The 15,460-nt window shown below is 72.8% G+C and carries 16 protein-coding genes and 2 tRNA genes; 5 read left to right on the forward strand and 13 right to left on the reverse strand.

Features of this window, described 5'->3' with window-relative positions; translation table 11 throughout:
* The first annotated feature begins 205 nt into the window (after window positions 1–205).
* Entirely contained in the window at window positions 206–310 is a 105-nt protein-coding gene (locus tag KRR39_RS26150) for an NUDIX domain-containing protein (RefSeq protein ID WP_216937615.1), read from the forward strand.
* On the opposite strand, the gene KRR39_RS13570 is transcribed toward KRR39_RS26150, so the two are convergent.
* The 4 genes from KRR39_RS13570 to KRR39_RS13585 form a co-directional block, all read right to left on the reverse strand.
* Complete coding sequence (locus KRR39_RS13570; RefSeq protein WP_216937617.1) at window positions 307–768, reverse strand: SRPBCC family protein; 462 nt, start codon at window positions 766–768, stop codon at window positions 307–309. The two genes, KRR39_RS26150 and KRR39_RS13570, sit on opposite strands and share 4 nt — an antisense overlap.
* 75 nt (window positions 769–843) lie before the next feature.
* Window positions 844–2,028, reverse strand: a complete 1,185-nt coding sequence (locus KRR39_RS13575) for an esterase/lipase family protein (protein WP_216937618.1) — start codon at window positions 2,026–2,028, stop codon at window positions 844–846.
* Window positions 2,029–2,098: 70 nt separating this feature from the next.
* Window positions 2,099–3,493 carry a trigger factor gene (gene tig, locus KRR39_RS13580; RefSeq protein ID WP_216937620.1) on the reverse strand — a complete coding sequence of 465 codons (1,395 nt, stop codon included), beginning with the start codon at window positions 3,491–3,493 and terminating at the stop codon, window positions 2,099–2,101.
* An 81-nt stretch (window positions 3,494–3,574) separates the two neighbouring features.
* Window positions 3,575–3,650: transfer RNA gene (locus KRR39_RS13585), tRNA-Pro, on the reverse strand.
* A gap of 194 nt (window positions 3,651–3,844) precedes the next feature.
* On the opposite strand from KRR39_RS13585, the gene KRR39_RS13590 reads away from it, so the two are divergent.
* Window positions 3,845–3,918 (forward strand) — tRNA-Gly (locus tag KRR39_RS13590).
* A 43-nt stretch (window positions 3,919–3,961) separates the two neighbouring features.
* On the opposite strand, the gene KRR39_RS13595 is transcribed toward KRR39_RS13590, so the two are convergent.
* Genes KRR39_RS13595 through metG form a run of 5 tightly spaced genes read right to left on the reverse strand, consistent with a single transcriptional unit; the run spans window position 3,962 to window position 9,160 of the window.
* The gene (locus tag KRR39_RS13595; protein ID WP_216937622.1) at window positions 3,962–5,074 is read right to left on the reverse strand and encodes a PP2C family protein-serine/threonine phosphatase; all 1,113 of its coding nucleotides are present in this window, start codon (window positions 5,072–5,074) and stop codon (window positions 3,962–3,964) included.
* 17 nt (window positions 5,075–5,091) lie between these two features.
* On the reverse strand, window positions 5,092–5,940 hold the full coding sequence (locus KRR39_RS13600; RefSeq protein WP_216937624.1) for an Fpg/Nei family DNA glycosylase: 849 nt from the start codon (window positions 5,938–5,940) through the stop codon (window positions 5,092–5,094).
* A gap of 1 nt (window position 5,941) precedes the next feature.
* Window positions 5,942–6,442: a ribose-5-phosphate isomerase gene (locus KRR39_RS13605; protein ID WP_216937626.1), complete on the reverse strand. Its 501-nt coding sequence runs from the start codon at window positions 6,440–6,442 to the stop codon at window positions 5,942–5,944.
* A gap of 13 nt (window positions 6,443–6,455) precedes the next feature.
* Window positions 6,456–7,364 carry an alpha/beta hydrolase gene (locus tag KRR39_RS13610; protein WP_254185127.1) on the reverse strand — a complete coding sequence of 303 codons (909 nt, stop codon included), beginning with the start codon at window positions 7,362–7,364 and terminating at the stop codon, window positions 6,456–6,458.
* Window positions 7,361–9,160 carry a methionine--tRNA ligase gene (gene metG / locus KRR39_RS13615; RefSeq protein ID WP_216937628.1) on the reverse strand — a complete coding sequence of 600 codons (1,800 nt, stop codon included), beginning with the start codon at window positions 9,158–9,160 and terminating at the stop codon, window positions 7,361–7,363. The genes KRR39_RS13610 and metG overlap by 4 nt, the downstream gene beginning before the upstream one ends.
* A gap of 66 nt (window positions 9,161–9,226) precedes the next feature.
* Between metG and KRR39_RS13620 the strand changes: the two genes are divergently transcribed.
* Both KRR39_RS13620 and KRR39_RS13625 read left to right on the forward strand, forming a co-directional pair.
* Window positions 9,227–9,601: an MmcQ/YjbR family DNA-binding protein gene (locus KRR39_RS13620; protein ID WP_216937629.1), complete on the forward strand. Its 375-nt coding sequence runs from the start codon at window positions 9,227–9,229 to the stop codon at window positions 9,599–9,601.
* Window positions 9,598–10,215: a maleylpyruvate isomerase N-terminal domain-containing protein gene (locus tag KRR39_RS13625; protein ID WP_216937631.1), complete on the forward strand. Its 618-nt coding sequence runs from the start codon at window positions 9,598–9,600 to the stop codon at window positions 10,213–10,215. Before KRR39_RS13620 ends, KRR39_RS13625 begins: the two co-directional genes overlap by 4 nt.
* Before the next feature lie 7 nt (window positions 10,216–10,222).
* On the opposite strand, the gene KRR39_RS13630 is transcribed toward KRR39_RS13625, so the two are convergent.
* On the reverse strand, window positions 10,223–11,203 hold the full coding sequence (locus tag KRR39_RS13630) for an aminoglycoside phosphotransferase family protein (RefSeq protein WP_216937632.1): 981 nt from the start codon (window positions 11,201–11,203) through the stop codon (window positions 10,223–10,225).
* A 72-nt stretch (window positions 11,204–11,275) separates the two neighbouring features.
* Window positions 11,276–11,914, reverse strand: coding sequence for a mycothiol-dependent nitroreductase Rv2466c family protein (locus KRR39_RS13635; protein ID WP_216937633.1), 639 nt, complete (start codon window positions 11,912–11,914; stop codon window positions 11,276–11,278).
* 119 nt (window positions 11,915–12,033) lie between these two features.
* On the opposite strand from KRR39_RS13635, the gene pepN reads away from it, so the two are divergent.
* Window positions 12,034–14,616: an aminopeptidase N gene (gene pepN / locus KRR39_RS13640; RefSeq protein ID WP_216937634.1), complete on the forward strand. Its 2,583-nt coding sequence runs from the start codon at window positions 12,034–12,036 to the stop codon at window positions 14,614–14,616.
* 67 nt (window positions 14,617–14,683) lie between these two features.
* Here pepN and KRR39_RS13645 read toward each other — a convergent pair whose 3' ends face one another.
* Both KRR39_RS13645 and ctaJ read right to left on the reverse strand, forming a co-directional pair.
* On the reverse strand, window positions 14,684–15,064 hold the full coding sequence (locus KRR39_RS13645) for a DUF5130 family protein (RefSeq protein ID WP_216937636.1): 381 nt from the start codon (window positions 15,062–15,064) through the stop codon (window positions 14,684–14,686).
* Window positions 15,051–15,443 carry an aa3-type cytochrome oxidase subunit CtaJ gene (gene ctaJ, locus KRR39_RS13650; RefSeq protein ID WP_436972057.1) on the reverse strand — a complete coding sequence of 131 codons (393 nt, stop codon included), beginning with the start codon at window positions 15,441–15,443 and terminating at the stop codon, window positions 15,051–15,053. The genes KRR39_RS13645 and ctaJ overlap by 14 nt, the downstream gene beginning before the upstream one ends.
* Between the last annotated feature and the right edge of the window lie 17 nt (window positions 15,444–15,460).

Below are 15,460 nucleotides of genomic sequence, written 5' to 3' on the forward strand. Positions count from 1 at the left end.
GCCCAGTCGTGCGGCTGGCATCTGCTGAGCGGGGTCACGCCGCGAACGACGTGCAGGGACGACCCGCGCCCGAACCTCGGTGCGCGACTGCGGTTGCAGTCGCCCGCAGTCCACACGGCGGTACCGAAACTGACAAGAGCCGCAACCCGGAACATGACCTCATTTTTGTGCGTTTGCACAATCGTGCAAACACGGGTCACATCCGTTGAAATCTCTGGCCCTCGTGTGGGGTACGCCGGGCGGCGGGATCGAGCCCGGCGAGAGCCCCGAGGACGCTCTGCGTCGCGAGCCGCTCGCGCTGGGCCGCTAGCCGGCCGCCTCGACCGTGCGCTTGATCCGCCCGAGCGTGGTCCGGATGCCGTCGGCGAGCTCGCGGTCGTGGCCCGCGGCGCCGCCGATCACCGGCCCGAGCACGGTGGTGCCGAGCAAGAACGCGGGCAGGTCGCGCCGGCCGGTCAGCCGGGTGCCGGCTGCCGTGGCCTCGAGCTCGTAGGTCCAGGAGGCACCGCTCTCGCGGGTCCGCCAGGCCACGGCCCGGCCCGGCTCGAGCCGGGTGACCACCGACGTGGTGGGCCAGGCGACCCAGCCGCGCCGGTTCAGCCCGAGCATCCTGGAGCCGACCCGCACCGGCTCGCTGCCGAGCACCCGCAGCCGACGCAGCTCGGGGCTCCACTCGGGCATCCGGGTCACGTCGCCGACGACCGACCACACCCGCTCCGGCGGGGCGTCGATCTCCACGGCGGCACTGATCGGCAGGGGCGGGGGCATGCGGTCTCCTCGGCGACGTGGGGCGGGGGCTGCGCCGGCGGGGCTGCGCGGGCGCGGGGTCGTACGACGGGCGGCTCAGCCCAGCCAGGTGCGGAGCGCGTCGTACACGCGAGGGTGGTTCAGCAGGTCGAAGTGGCCGCCCTTGATGTGCAGGACGTCGGCGCCGGGGAACATCTCGCGGCCGCGGCGCGGGCGCCCGGTGGCCGAGGGGTAGCGCACCAGCAGGTCGCCGAACGCCTCGCTGACCGGGTGCCGGTGCGACGCGGCCAGGGTCGCGGCGACCAGGTGGTAGCGGGCGTGCGGCAGGTGCTGGACGTCGGGGGCGAGCCCGCCGCGCAGGTCGAGGATGCCGACCGAGCGGTACTCCAGGATCCGGCCGAACGGGGCCGACTCGGGCAGCAGGCCGAGGGCCTTGGCGCCCAGCGCCACCCCGCGCTCCAGCGGCGCACCGAGGTGCGGGGTCCCGAGGGTGACGACATCGGTGACCAGGCCGGTCCAGTCGCCCGTGGTCTGCGCGCAGGCGGCGCGCATCACCAGGCCACCCATCGAGTGCCCCACCAGTGCGATCCGGCGGACCTCGGTCGGCCAGGCGGCGACCAGGTCGTCGAGCAGCGCGGCGAGCGCGACGCCGTTCTCCGCGATCGGGAGGCCGGTGTTGGCGCGCAGGTAGACCGGCGTCCAGGAGGTCTCCGCGGCCAGCCGGGTGCCGTAGCTGCCGCCGGTCTCCTCGGCGTCCCGGTCCCAGTTGGTCTCGGCCTCGGACAGCCCGTGCAGGAACACCACGAGGTCCCCGGTGGCGGTGGGGAACGCGGCGGCCAGCGGCTCGGGCTCCAGCGGTACGTCGCTCCCGCGGTGCCGCACCGCGAGCCGGATCGCCAGGCTGGACTGCTGCTCGGCGAGCCGGTCGCCGATGAAGCCGTTCAGCACCGAGACCACGAGCCGGCCCTGCGGGGAGTCCTCGATCCGGCCGCCGAGACCGCGCCGGTCCGCGGTGCGCAGCCCCCGGCCGGTCGCCCGCAGGCCACCCCCGACGCCGGCGTACACCGCCGAGGAGAGCCGGTCGTGCGCACGGGCCGGCCCGCGGGCGGCCCCGCCGGTCAGCCGGTCCGCCAGCCCGAACACCCGGCGGGCCACGGCGCCGTGCACGTCGCGGACCGTGCCGAGCACCAGCTCGTCGACGGTCTCGGCGGCCAGGGCGAGCGCCTCGAGCAGGCCCGCCCGGTGCGCCTCGGCGGTCGGGTGCGGCGACGTCGGGCTCATCACTGGAGTGCGCCGACGACCCGCGCCACAGGACTGCGGCGCGGGTCGGCGGGGTGCTGCGGGGACGGGATCAGGCGTCGGCCTTCTCCTCCGCGGTCTCGTCGGTGCCGGCCTCGTCGACCTCGTCGGACGGCTCGGCGATCGTGCCGTCGGGCTGGAGGTTCTTCAGCTCGACGTGGTTGCCGGACTCGTCGGTGACCGTGGCGCCCTCGACGATGCTGGCGAGCGCCTTGCCGCGGACGACCTCGGACACCATCTCCGGGATGTGGTTGTGCTCCAGCATGTGCTGGATGAACTCCTGCGGGTTCTGGCCGGACTGCTGCGCACGGCGCATCAGGTGCTCCTGCAGCTCGCCCTCGTTGACGCCGATCTCCTCGGTCTTGGCGACCTGGTCGAGCACGAACTGGGCGGCGACCGCGTCGCGGACCCGCTTCTCCAGGTCGGCCTCGAACTCGTCGACGGTCTGCTCCTCGGAGTCGAGGTAGGCCTCCATGGTCATGCCGGCCATGGTGAGCTGCTGGGTGATCTGCTCCCTGCGGGCGGTCAGCTCGGACTCCACGACGGTCTCCGGGAGGGGGACGTCGACCAGGTCGAGCAGCTTCTCCAGGACGGCGTCGCGGGCGGCGGCGGCCTGCTCGAGGCGCTTGCCGCGGGTCAGCCGGGTGCGGACGTCCTCGGTCAGCTCGGCCACCGTGTCGAACTCCGAGGCGGTCTGCGCGAAGTCGTCGTCGAGCTCGGGGAGCTCCTGCTCCTTGACCGAGGTGACCTTGACCTCCACGTCGACGTCCTCACCGAGCTGGTCGCCACCGACGAGCTGCGAGGTGAAGGTGGTCTCGTCGCCGGCGGACAGCCCGGTGAGCGCCTCGTCCAGACCGTCGAGCATGCCGCCCTTGCCGACCTGGTAGCTCAGGCCGGTGGCCTCGGCGCCCTCGACGACCTCGCCGTCCTTCTTGGCGACCAGGTCCATCACGACGAAGTCGCCGTCGGCCGCGGCCCGCTCGACCTCGGAGAGGCTGGCGAAGCGCTCGCGGAGGTTCTGCACCTGCTCCTCGACGTCCTGGTCGGAGACCGTGACGTCGTCGACCGTGACGGCCAGCCCGGTGTAGTCGGGGAGCTCCACCTCGGGACGGACGTCGACCTCGGCGGTGAACTCGAGGGTCTGGTTGTCCTCGAACTTGGTGATGTCGATCTCCGGCTGGGCCAGCGGCTCGAGCTCGTTGGCCTGCAGCGCCTCGACGTACAGCTTGGGGAGCGCCTCGTTGATCGCCTCGTCCAGCACGGCCGCGCGGCCGACCTGACGGTCGATGACCATCGGCGGCACCTTGCCGCGGCGGAAGCCGGGCACGTTGATCTGCTGGGCGATCTTCTTGTACGCCGCGTCGAGGCTCGGCTTGAGCTCCTCGAAGGGCACCTCGACGGTGAGCTTGGCCCGGGTCGGGCTCAAAGTCTCGACGGCGCTCTTCACAGGTGGTTCTCCTCAGTCAACTAGCGATGTGGGCGGCGACGTGCGCGCGTGCCCTCGGTCAGTGCAGACAAGTGGGCGAGATGGTCGGGGCGACAGGACTCGAACCTGCGGTCTCCTGCTCCCAAAGCAGGCGCGCTAGCCACTACGCTACGCCCCGTTTTCCGGCCACCATTTCTCACGGCTCCCCTCAGGGAGACCCGGGGAGTCTACGGGAGAGGCGAGCCCGAACCGTAATCGCGAGCACGCCCGCGGACCCGCACTGGGGCGGGTGTCACCGATTGGTGGTGGAGTTTCGTGCTGTGGCACGATGGGGACGCTTCCGGCCGGTGAGCTCGACGGCCGGTCCAGCGCGCGGATGTAGCTCAATGGTAGAGCCCTAGTCTTCCAAACTAGCTACGCGGGTTCGATTCCCGTCATCCGCTCCAGCTCCCCCGGTTCTCCCGCTCCCCGGGCGAGCCGGCCCGGCGCTCAGCGCCGGTGCAGCAGCAGCAGGGCCCGGTCGTCGTTCATCGACTCGAGCCGGTCGATGAGCCGGTGGGCGCCCTGCTCCATGCCGACCCGGAGCAGCCGCTCGCCCTGCCCGAGCAGCTTGTCGATGCCGAGCGAGATGTCCCGCTCGGGGGTCTCGACCAGCCCGTCGGTGAACAGCAGCAGCGCGTCGCCGCGGTCGATCCGGCCGTGCACCACGCTGAACTCCGCGCGCGGCATCAGCCCGAGCACCGGGCCCTCCGCCTCGTGCACCGCCCAGCGCCCCGACCCGGCGTGCAGCTGCACGCCGGGCGGGTGACCGGCCGAGCGCAGCTCGAACGCGCCGGTCAGCAGGTCGATGGTGACGTGCACGGCTGTCGCGAAGCCCTCGGGCCAGTCCTGGCGCAGCAGGTAGTCGTTGGCGGCCGGCAGGAAGCTGGCGGCCGGCAGGGCACCGAGCAGCCCGCCGAAGGCTCCGGAGAGCAGCAGCGACCGGGACCCGGCCTGCTCGCCCTTGCCGGAGACGTCGACGACGGCCACCTGGAGCGAGCTGCCGTCCGAGGAGCGGGAGGCCACCAGGAAGTCGCCGGCGAACGACGAGCCGCCGGCCGAGCGGAGCACCGCCTCGGCGTACCAGTCCTTGGGCAGCGCGGGCATCCTGGCCTGGTTGTGGATCCGGTCGCGCAGGTCCACCAGCATCGACTCCCCGCGGACCCCGGCGACGCCGAGCCGGGTGCGGCGGAAGGAGGACACCAGGATGATCATCCCGATCAGGAAGATCACCACCACCCCGCCGATCCGCCGGCCGTCGAGCACGCTCGGGGTCGCGGCGACCACGATCACGAGGACGGACAGCGAGAACACCACGACCCAGGGCAGGACGCGCGGTGCAAGCACGAGGTTCCCGATCACCATCGGGATGACCAGGGTGGTCAGCGGGACGAACGGGACGACGTACTGCGCGATCCCGATCAGCACCGCCGCCGCCACGAGCAGCAGCGCGGGGACGAGGTCGGACTCCCGCAGGCGGCGGACCGCACGGTTCCAGCGACGCGTCAGCACCCGGCCGGCCGACAGGCCGGTCGGGCGCCCGGGGTGCGAGGCGGCGACCATCGGTCCGACCCTAGTGCTTATCGGCCCGCCCGGGACCGGAACCGCGGCTGGCACCGTGGGCACCAGAAGAGGTTGCGGCCCACCAGCACCTCGGTGCGCACGGTGCTCCCGCACACGAAGCAGGCCTCGCCGGCGCGGCGGTAGACGTAGACCGGGTGGCCGTCGGTGTCGGCCTGCGGCACCCGGCCGACCAGCGCCTCCTCGACCGGGACGTGCACGGTGTCGATCCGGCCGCGCCGGACGCCGTCGGCCATCAGCGCGACGAGGTCGTGCCACATCTGCTCGAAGGTGCCCTGCCGCAGCGAGCTGCCGGGCCGCAGCGGGTCGACGCGGTGCCGGAACAGCACCTCGGCGCGGTAGACGTTCCCGACGCCGGCCAGCACCTTCTGGTCCATCAGCAGCGCACCGATCGGGGCCCGCGAGCGGTGCACGGTCGCCCAGGCGCGGGTCCAGTCGGCGTCCGGGCGCAGCGGGTCGGGTCCGAGGCGGTCGAGCAGCAGCCGCTGCTGGTCGCGGGTCATCAGCTCGCAGGCCGTGGCGCCGCGCAGGTCGCCGTACGCCGGCGGGCGCTCGTCGCTGCCGTCGGCCACCAGCCGCAGCCGGACCTGGCCCCGGGGGTCCTCGGCGACGCCGTCCTGGACCGCGAACTTGCCGTACAGCCCGAGGTGGACGTGCACCTGGCGGTCGCCCTCGAAGTCCACGAACAGGTGCTTGCCGTAGGACTCCGCGGTCTCCAGCAGGGTGCCGTCGATCAGCGCGGCCGACTCCGCGAACCGGCCCTGCGGGCTGCTGGCGGACACCACCCGCCCCGCGAAGTGGGCGCTGATGCTGCTGGCGAGCCGGAAGAGCGTGTGGCCCTCGGGCATCTCAGGACTGGCCGGGCCGGTGGCCCAGGGCGGAGTCCGGCAGGTCCGGGAGGTTGCCGGTCTTCTCGTAGTCCGAGAGCATCCGGATCCGGCGGGTGTGCCGCTCCTCGCCGCTGTACGCGGTCTCCAGGAACACCTCGACGAACCGGATCATGTCCTCGACCGCGTGCATCCGCCCGCCGACCGAGACCACGTTGGCGTCGTTGTGCTCGCGGGCCAGGACCGCGGTCTCCTCGCTCCACACCAGCGCCGCGCGGACGCCCTTGACCTTGTTGGCTGCGATCGCCTCGCCGTTGCCCGAGCCGCCGATCACGACACCGAGGCTGCCGTCCTCGTCGGCGGTGGCCTCGGCGGCCCGCAGGCAGAACACCGGGTAGTCGTCGAGGGCGTCGTAGACGAAGGGGCCGTGGTCGACGGCCTCGTAGCCGTGGTCCGCGAGCCAGTTGAGCAGCTGCTCCTTGAGCTCGAGGCCGGCATGGTCGGAGCCGAGGTGGACGCGCATGGGCGAAAGTCTGTCAGACGTGCCGGTCGAGGAAGCCGGCGATCTCCGCCAGCGCCTCCTCCGCGGCGTCGAACAGCTGCGGGTGCCGCCAGAAGCCGTGGATCATCCCGCGGTAGGTGGTGACCTCCACCGGCGCGCCCGCGGCGGCGATCCGCCGCGCCAGCTCCAGGTCCTCGTCGGCCAGCACGTCGTGCTCGGCGACCTGCACGAGTGTCGGCGGCAGGGTGCCGAGGCCGGTCGCGAGGTACGGCGCGAGGTCGGCGTCCTGCAGGTCCTCGGGCCGCGCGGCGTACTGCTCCCAGTACCAGCCGGCCTCGGCCCGGGTGAGGCCCCCGTCCGGCGCGACGTACGACGGGCAGCCCATCGCCGCGTCGACGAACGGGTAGACCAGCACGGTCGCGGCCAGCGCGTTCGGGTTGCGCAGCGCGGCGACCAGCGCCAGGTTGCCGCCGGCGCTGTCCCCGCAGGCGACCACCCGGGACAGGTCCAGGCCGTAGGCGGCCGCGTTCACCAGCAGCCAGGACAGCGCGGTGTCGACGTCGTCGGGGGCGGCCGGGAACGGGTGCTCGGGTGGGCGCCGGTAGTCCACCGCCAGCACCGCGGACCCGGTCCGGTTGGCGAGCCGGCGGGCCTGGCCGTCGTGGGTGTCGACGTCACCGAACACGAAGCCGCCGCCGTGCAGGAACAGGATCGTGCGCTGGGCCGTGGCCGGGGCGAGGTCGGGGACGTAGAGCCGGCAGCGCACCCCGTCGGCGTCCACGTCCTCGACCCGGTCGACCGGCTCCTTGGGCTCCAGCTCCGCGGCGGCGAGCGCCTCGGCGCGCATGGCGGCGACGTCGGCCGGCCCGAACCCGGGGTCGGTGACGCTGGGACCGGCCGACCACAGCGCCAGGGCCGCGAGGGCCTGCGGGTGCAGGGTCACGCGTGCTGCTCCAGACGGGCCAGCTCCTCGTCGACCACCGAGGGGTCGAGCTTGGTGAACACCGGCACCGGCTTCTCCACCGGGGTGCCCGGCACCACCGGCCGGCGCTCCCAGGCCGGGAAGCCGGAGTACTCGCCGGTGAGGATCGGGTACGGCGCCCCGCCGTCGAGGTCCTCGACCTCCCGGATCTCCGGCATCGGGGCGACGTCGCCGGAGCCGCCCAGCACCAGGTCCACGGCGTTCGCGCTGTGCGGCAGGAACGGCGCGAGCAGCACGTTGCAGTCCGCCACGGCCTGGGTGGTGACGTGCAGGACCGTCGCGAGCCGCTCCCGCTCGTCCTCGCCCTTGAGCTTCCACGGCGCGCTGTCCGAGACGTACTTGTTGACGTCCGCGACGGTGCGCATGGCCTCGGCGAGCGCCGCCTTCTGGCGGTGCCGACCGATCAGCCCGCCGACCGTCCCGAACGCCGCGTGCACCGTGTCGAGCAGCGCCTGGTCGGCCGGCTCGAGGGGCCCGGCCGCCGGGATCTCCCCGAAGCTCTTGGCGACCATCGTGGCGGTCCGGTTGACCAGGTTGCCCCAGCCCGCGACCAGCTCGTCGTTGGTGCGGCGGACGAACTCCGCCCAGGTGAAGTTGCTGTCCTGGTTCTCCGGCCCGGCCGCGGAGATGAAGTAGCGCAGCGCATCGGGCTGGTAGCGGTCGAGCACGTCGCGGACGTAGATCACCACGCCCCGCGAGGAGGAGAACTGCTTGCCCTCCATCGTGAGGTACTCCGAGGACACGACCTCCGTGGGGAGGTTCAGCGCGCCGTACTCCCCCGGCTCGCCGCCCCGGTCGCCCCGGCCGTCGTACGCGAGGAGCTCGGCGGGCCAGATCTGGGAGTGGAAGGTGATGTTGTCCTTGCCCATGAAGTAGTAGGACAGCGCCTCGGGGTCGTTCCACCACTCGCGCCAGCGGTCCGGCTGGCCGAGCCGGCGGGCCCACTCCACGGAGGCCGACAGGTAGCCGATGACCGCGTCGAACCAGACGTAGAGCCGCTTGGCCGGGTTGTCCTGCCAGCCCTCGACGGGGACCGGGATGCCCCAGTCGATGTCGCGGGTCATCGCCCGGGGGCGGATGTCCTCGAGGATGTTCTGGCTGAACTTGATGACGTTCGGCCGCCAGGTGTCCGACGCCTCGCGCTCGTCGAGCCACGTCTTCAGAGCGGTCGCCAGCGCGGGCAGGTCGAGGAAGAAGTGCTGGGTCTCGACGAACTCCGGGACCTCGCCGCTGATCTTGCTGCGCGGGTCGATCAGGTCGGTCGGGTCGAGCTGGTTGCCGCAGTTGTCGCACTGGTCGCCGCGGGCCTCGGCGTAGCCGCAGATCGGGCAGGTGCCCTCGATGTAGCGGTCCGGCAGGGTGCGCCCGGTCGACGGGGAGATCGCGCCCTTGGTGGTCTGCTCGACCATGTAGCCGTTGCGGTGCACGGTGCGGAACATCTCCTGCACCACGGCGTAGTGGTTGGCCGTCGTGGTGCGGGTGAACAGGTCGTAGGACAGCCCGAGGGCGTGCAGGTCCTCGACGATCATCCGGTTGTTCGTGTCGGCCAGCTCGCGGGGCGTGACGCCGGCCTTGTCGGCGGCGACCAGGATCGGGGTGCCGTGCTCGTCGGTGCCCGAGACCATCAGCACGTCGTGCCCGGCCATCCGCATGTAGCGGCTGAAGACGTCGGAGGGCACACCGAAACCGGCGACGTGACCGATGTGGCGCGGGCCGTTGGCGTACGGCCAGGCGACGGCGGACAGGACTTTGCTCATGACGCGAGCCTAGTGAGCGGCGCAATCCGGTTGCCCCACCAGGTGGCCGGACGAGACGCTGGGGGCGTGGCCGACCTCGACGACGTACGCCGGATCGTGGAGTCCCTGCCGTCCAGCACGTTCGAGCGCAGCGACCTCGACGCGGTGGGCGCCGCCGTCGAGGGCACGGCGTTCGCGTTCACCTGGAACCAGCGCGTCGCCCCGAAGCAGCCGCGGGTGCCGCGGCCGGACGTGCTGGTGGTCCGGGTCGACGGTCAGGCCGCGAAGCAGGAGCTGCTGGACGCCGACCCGGAGAAGTTCTTCACCGAGTCGCACTACAACGGCTACCCGGCGGTCCTGGTCCGCCTCGCCGAGGTCGGCGAGGACGAGCTCCGGGAGCTGTTGACCGACGCGTGGCGCACCAAGGCGCCCAAGCGACTCGTGAAGGAGAGCGGCCTGTGAGCGACCTCGTGGACGACCTGGAGGGGACGGTGGCCGCGGCGTGCACCGCGCTGCGCACCGCGGAAGCCCTGGACTGGGACCGGCCGGCGACCGGGCTGACCTGGACCGTGCGGTCGACCGTCGAGCACGTCGCCGACGACCTGTTCGCCTACGCCGGGCAGATCGCGACCGCCACCCCGGAGCTGGAGGAGTACGTCCCCTTCGCCTACTCCGCCGACCGGCCCGGCGAGGCCGAGGTGACCACCCACGCTCGGCGGGAGGCCGGCAACGAGGGCGTCGTCCGGGTGCTCGACGCCTGCGGCGGCATGCTGGTGGCGCTGGCCCGCACCCGCCCGGCCGACGTGCGCGGCTACCACCCGTACGGCGTCTCCGACCCGCCCGGCTTCGCGGCGATGGGCACCGTCGAGACGCTGCTGCACCTGCACGACGTGGCCGACCCGCTGGACCTCTCGTGGCACCCCGACCCGTCCGTCGTACGACGCGTGCTGGACCGGCTCTTCCCGGACGCGCCGACCGACGACCCGTGGCCGACGCTGCTGCGGCTCACCGGCCGGGACCCCGCCGTCCCGCTGGACTACTGGCGCTGGGACGGCACGGTCCGCCGCTCGTCCTGACCGGGGCTCAGGCCCAGCGCTCCAGCAGCCCGGCGACCCGGGCCTCGAGCTCGCCGAAGCAGCGCCGCTCGTCGGCGCCGTCCTCGTGGGCGCGGGAGAACCGCACCGCGTGCACGGCGATCTCGCCGAGGTGCCGCTCGAGCGCGAACAGCTCGAGGGTGTCCGGGGAGAGCGGGTCGGGGCGGCCGCCGGACTCCACGTAGGCGAACCACGGCTCGGCGCCCTCGGCCTCGCCCAGCGCCTCACGCAGGTCCCGCTCGCGCGGCGCCAGGCAGACGTTCCCCCAGTCCACCAGGCGCACCCCGTCGGGGGTGCCGATCAGGTTCTCGGCGTGCGGCTCGCCGTGCGTGACCACCCACCGGTCCATCGCGCCGGCGACCGCCGCGCCGAGCAGCACGAACCGGCGCAGCGCCCGCTCGACGACCGGGCGGGCCTCGGCGAGCAGCCGCTGGGTGGGCCCCGACCAGGGACCGCCGGTCCAGCTGCCGAGCCGCAGGCAGTCCTCGAGCTCCTCGCGGCCGGCGTGCGCGCGGCCCACCCGCGGCCGCCAGACCGGCAGGTGCCGCGGGCGGCGCTGGCGGTGCAGGTCGCCGAGCAGGGCGGCCAGGTGGGCGCGGGCGGTGTCGTCGGCGAGCGGGCCGACCCCGGGCGCGCCCTCCAGGAACGGGGTGATGCTCAGCAGCATCCCGGGCTCGACGTCGACGGCGAGCAGCCCGTCGCGGGCGCGGACCGGCGGCACCACGAACGGCAGGCTGCCGGCCAGCCGGGTGGCGGCGTCGTACGCCGCGAGGAGGGCCGCGCGCTGGTCGTCGGAGGCGACCGGCTCGACGGTGGCGAACCAGTGCGGGCCGGCGTCCCCATCGACCCGCCAGTGCCAGGCGGCCGAGCCGACCGAGAGGTGCCGGGACCCCACGACGTCCACGCCCCACCCGGAGCGCACCGCCGCCCCGACGCGGTCGGCCGGGAGGCCGGGGGGCTCGACGATCACGTCAGCACTCTAGGCAGGCTGTCGAGCCCCCCCGCGGGCGTTTCGTCCCGCACAGCGGACCGAGCGGTCCGCTCAGGAGAAGTCGGGACCCTGGGTCCGGGTGCGCTTGAGCTCGTAGAAGCCGGGGGTCGCCGCGACCAGCACGACGCCGTCCCAGAGCAGGCCGGCGGCCTCGCCCTTGGGGGCCGGGGTGACGACCGGTCCGAAGAACGCGACGCCCTCGACGCTGATGACCGGGGTGCCGACCTCCATGCCGACCTGGTCCATGCCCGCGTGGTGGGACTTCTTCAGCTCCTCGTCGTAGGCCGTGGAGTCGGCCGCGTCGGCCAGCGAGGTGGGCAGCCCGACCTCGGTCAGCGCCTCCTCGATCAGCGCGCGGTCGATGGAGCGGCCCTCGAGGTGGATCCGGTTGCCGAGCGCGGTGTAGAGCGGCAGCAGGACCTGGTCGCCCTCGGCCTGCGCGGCGGCGATCGCCACCCGCACCGGGCCCCAGGCGGTCTCCATCATCGCGCGGTACTCCTCGGGGATGTCCTTGTCCGCGTTGAGGTACGCCAGGCTCATCACGTGGAAGCTCGGCGCGATCGGACGGACCTTCTCGACCTCCAGCAGCCAGCGCGAGGACATCCACGCCCAGGGGCACAGCGGGTCGAACCAGAAGTCGACGGGGGTGCGGTCCTGCTCGGTCGTGGTGGTCTCGGCGGTCTGGGTCACGGGTGCTCCTGGGGTGGGTCGGTGCGGTCGAAAAGGGGGCGTCCGAGGTCAGGACACGTGTCAGTTCAACCACCTCCGTCGATTCGGTTATTCCCCGTACCGGATGGGAGAATGCGGGCATGCCTGGAACAAACCTCACGCGGGACGAGGCGCGCGACCGCGCCGCTCTCCTCGACATCGAGTCCTACACCGTGGACCTCGACCTGGACCCTGCCCGCACCACGACCTTCGGCTCGACGACCGTGATCCGGTTCCGCAGCCGGCAGGGCGCCTCGACCTTCGCCGACCTCGTCGGTGCCACGATCCACGAGGTGACGCTGAACGGCCGGTCCCTGGACCCCGCCGCCGTGTACGCCGACCACCGGATCCGCCTGGACGACCTCGCCGAGGACAACGAGCTGCGGGTCGTCGCGGACTGCGCCTACAGCCACACCGGCGAGGGCCTGCACCGCTTCGTCGACCCCGCCGACGACCGGGTTTACCTCTACTCCCAGATGGAGGTGCCGGACGCCCGTCGGGTGTTCACCACCTTCGAGCAGCCCGACCTCAAGTCGGTCTTCCACTTCACGGTGACCGCACCCGCGCACTGGGTGGTCGTGTCCAACGCCCCCACCCCCGAGCCGCAGCCCGCCGGGGACGAGCGGTCCGTGTGGCGCTTCCCGGCGACCGAGCGGATGTCGACCTACGTCACCGCGATCGTCGCCGGTGAGTACCACCAGGTCCACGACACCTACGTCGGCAAGCACGGCGAGATCCCGATGGGGCACTACTGCCGCCAGTCGATGGTGCCGTACTTCGACACCGACGAGCTGGTCGAGGTCACCAAGCAGGGCTTCGCGTTCTTCGAGGACGCCTTCGACTACCCCTACCCCTTCCACAAGTACGACCAGCTCTACGTCCCCGAGTTCAACAACGGGGCCATGGAGAACGCCGGCTGCGTCACGCTGCGCGACGAGTACCTCCCCCGCAGCCGCCAGGCGACCTGGTTCTACGAGCAGCGCGCCAACACCGTGCTGCACGAGATGGCGCACATGTGGTTCGGCGACCTGGTCACCATGCGGTGGTGGGACGACCTCTGGCTCAACGAGTCCTTCGCGGAGTGGGCCTCCCACCACGCGCTGGTCGAGGCCACGAAGTACGACGAGGCGTGGACCGGCTTCACCAACGCCCGCAAGAACTGGGCCTACCGCCAGGACCAGCTGCCCTCCACGCACCCGATCGCGGCCGACAACCACGACCTGGAGGCCGTCGAGGTGAGCTTCGACGGCATCACCTACGCCAAGGGCGCCTCCGCGCTCAAGCAGCTGGTCGCCTGGGTGGGCGAGCAGGAGTCCTTCGCCGGCCTGAAGGCCTACTTCCGCCGGCACGCGTTCGGCAACTCCGAGTTCCAGGACCTGCTCTCGGCGCTGGAGGAGACCTCCGGGCGCGACCTGCAGCCGTGGGCCGAGGAGTGGCTGCAGACCAGCGGAGTGAACACCCTGGCGGTGGACGCCACCGTCGACGAGGACGGCCGCTACAGCTCCTTCGCCGTCGTGCAGAGCGCGCACCCCGACCACCCGACGCTGCGCCGGCACCGGATCGGCGTGGGCCTCTACGACCGGGCCGAGGACGGCCGGCTGGTCCGTCGTACGACGGTCGAGACCGACGTCGTGGGCGCCCGCACCGAGGTGACCAAGCTCGTCGGCACGACCCAGCCGGACCTGGTGCTGCTCAACGACGGCGACCTGTCCTACGCGAAGATCCGCTTCGACGAGCGGTCGCTGGCGACGGTGCGCGAGTCGATCCACCGCATCGAGAGCTCGCTGGCCCGGGCGCTGTGCTGGGGCGCGCTGTGGGACATGACCCGCGACGCCGAGCTCTCCGCCGGCGACTTCGTCGCGCTGGTCCTGCAGGGCCTCCCTGCCGAGACCGACGAGACCGCGGTCAAGCAGCTGCCGGTCTACGTGCAGATCGCCATCGACCAGTTCTCGCACCCGGCGAAGCGCGACGCGCTGCGGGCGACCTGGGAGAAGGGCCTGCGCGAGCTGATCGAGGACGCCGAGCCGGGCAGCGACCACCAGCTGACGTTCGTGAAGTCGTTCGCCGGCACCTCCGGCAAGCGGGTCCCGCCGTCGTCGTACGGCGGCGCGGCGCGCAGCGAGGAGGGCCTCGACCTGGTCGCCGCCCTGCTCGACGGCAGCGTCCGTCTCGAGGGCCTCGAGGTCGCACCCGACCTGCGCTGGGCCCTGGTCACCGCGCTGGCCCGCGGCGGCCGCGCGGACGTGGACCGGGTCGCCGAGGAGCTGGCCCGCGACAACACGATCTCCGGGCAGGAGCGGGCCGCCGCGGCGCGCGCGGTGATCCCGTCCGCCGAGACCAAGGCGCAGGCCTGGGCCGACGCCGCGCTCAGCAACGAGGTCTCCAACGAGACGATGCGCAGCATCGCCTACGTGTTCGACGCCTCCGAGCAGGCCGACGTGCTCGAGCCCTACCTCGAGAAGTACCTCGCGGTGGCGGACACGATCTGGGAGGACCAAGGCACCCAGATCGCCTCGACGATGCTGGAGTACATGTTCCCGCGCGCGCTGACCAGCCGGGCGACCCTCGACCGGGTCGACGCCTGGCTGGCGACCTCGCAGGCGAACCCGGCGGCCCAGCGGCTGGTCGGCGAGGCCCGGGCCGACATCGCCCGCGCCCTGGCCGCGCAGGACGCCGACGCCTGACCCGCAGGACATGACGAAGGGCCGTACCCGACCGGGTGCGGCCCTTCGTCGTGGCTGAGGAGCGCGGTCAGCCGTGCCGCACCTGCGGGCGGTGCGCGTGCTCGGCGAGCTGGTGCACGCCCTGGGTGATGCCGCCGACCAGGTCGCCGGCGGCGAAGGCGCTCTGCATGGTCAGCGCGGCCAGCTCGACCTGGGTGTCGTCGAGCACCTGGCGGGCCTGCCGGCCGGTGACGATCTCGAGCTGCTTGGCGGCCGGGTCGACCATCACGAGCACGGAGCGCTCGGGGGCGACCAGCGCGGCGTGCAGCCGCTCGGCGAACGGCCGGGACTCACCGTCCGCGCGACCCACGAAGACCGAGAACTCGAAGCGGCACAGCGTCTCCGCGTCCCGGATGGCCTTGTCGATCTCGTGGCGCTGCGACGGGGAGAACGCGTCACCACCGGCCACTTGCGCCACCCCGGTCCGGGTCGGTGTCCGTGGCGGAGCCGGCCCCGACGAAGCCGGGCTGCGAGACGTCCGCCGACTCGGCGCCGCCGCGCGGGCCGCCGAACCACTCGGGCTCGTTGCGCCACGCGAGGCCGGGCTGGTAGAGCTGGCCCTTCTTCATCGAGGGCAGGTAGACCAGCAGGCAGATCAGCGCGAACAGCGCCACCGGGATCACCACCAGCACCATGAGCACGTGCAGCGGGGACACCGAGCCGTTGTCCTGCCACTGCTCGGGCGCCTCGGCGAAGGCAGATCCTGTGGCGCTCGTCACGAGGATCGCTGGGACCAGCGCGAGCGCGCGGGCGGCCCGTCGTACGACGGTGGTGGAGGGGTGATTCATCACGCACCCAGGGTACC

Source organism: Nocardioides panacis (genome assembly GCF_019039255.1).
In the GTDB taxonomy this organism is placed as follows: domain Bacteria; phylum Actinomycetota; class Actinomycetes; order Propionibacteriales; family Nocardioidaceae; genus Nocardioides_B; species Nocardioides_B panacis.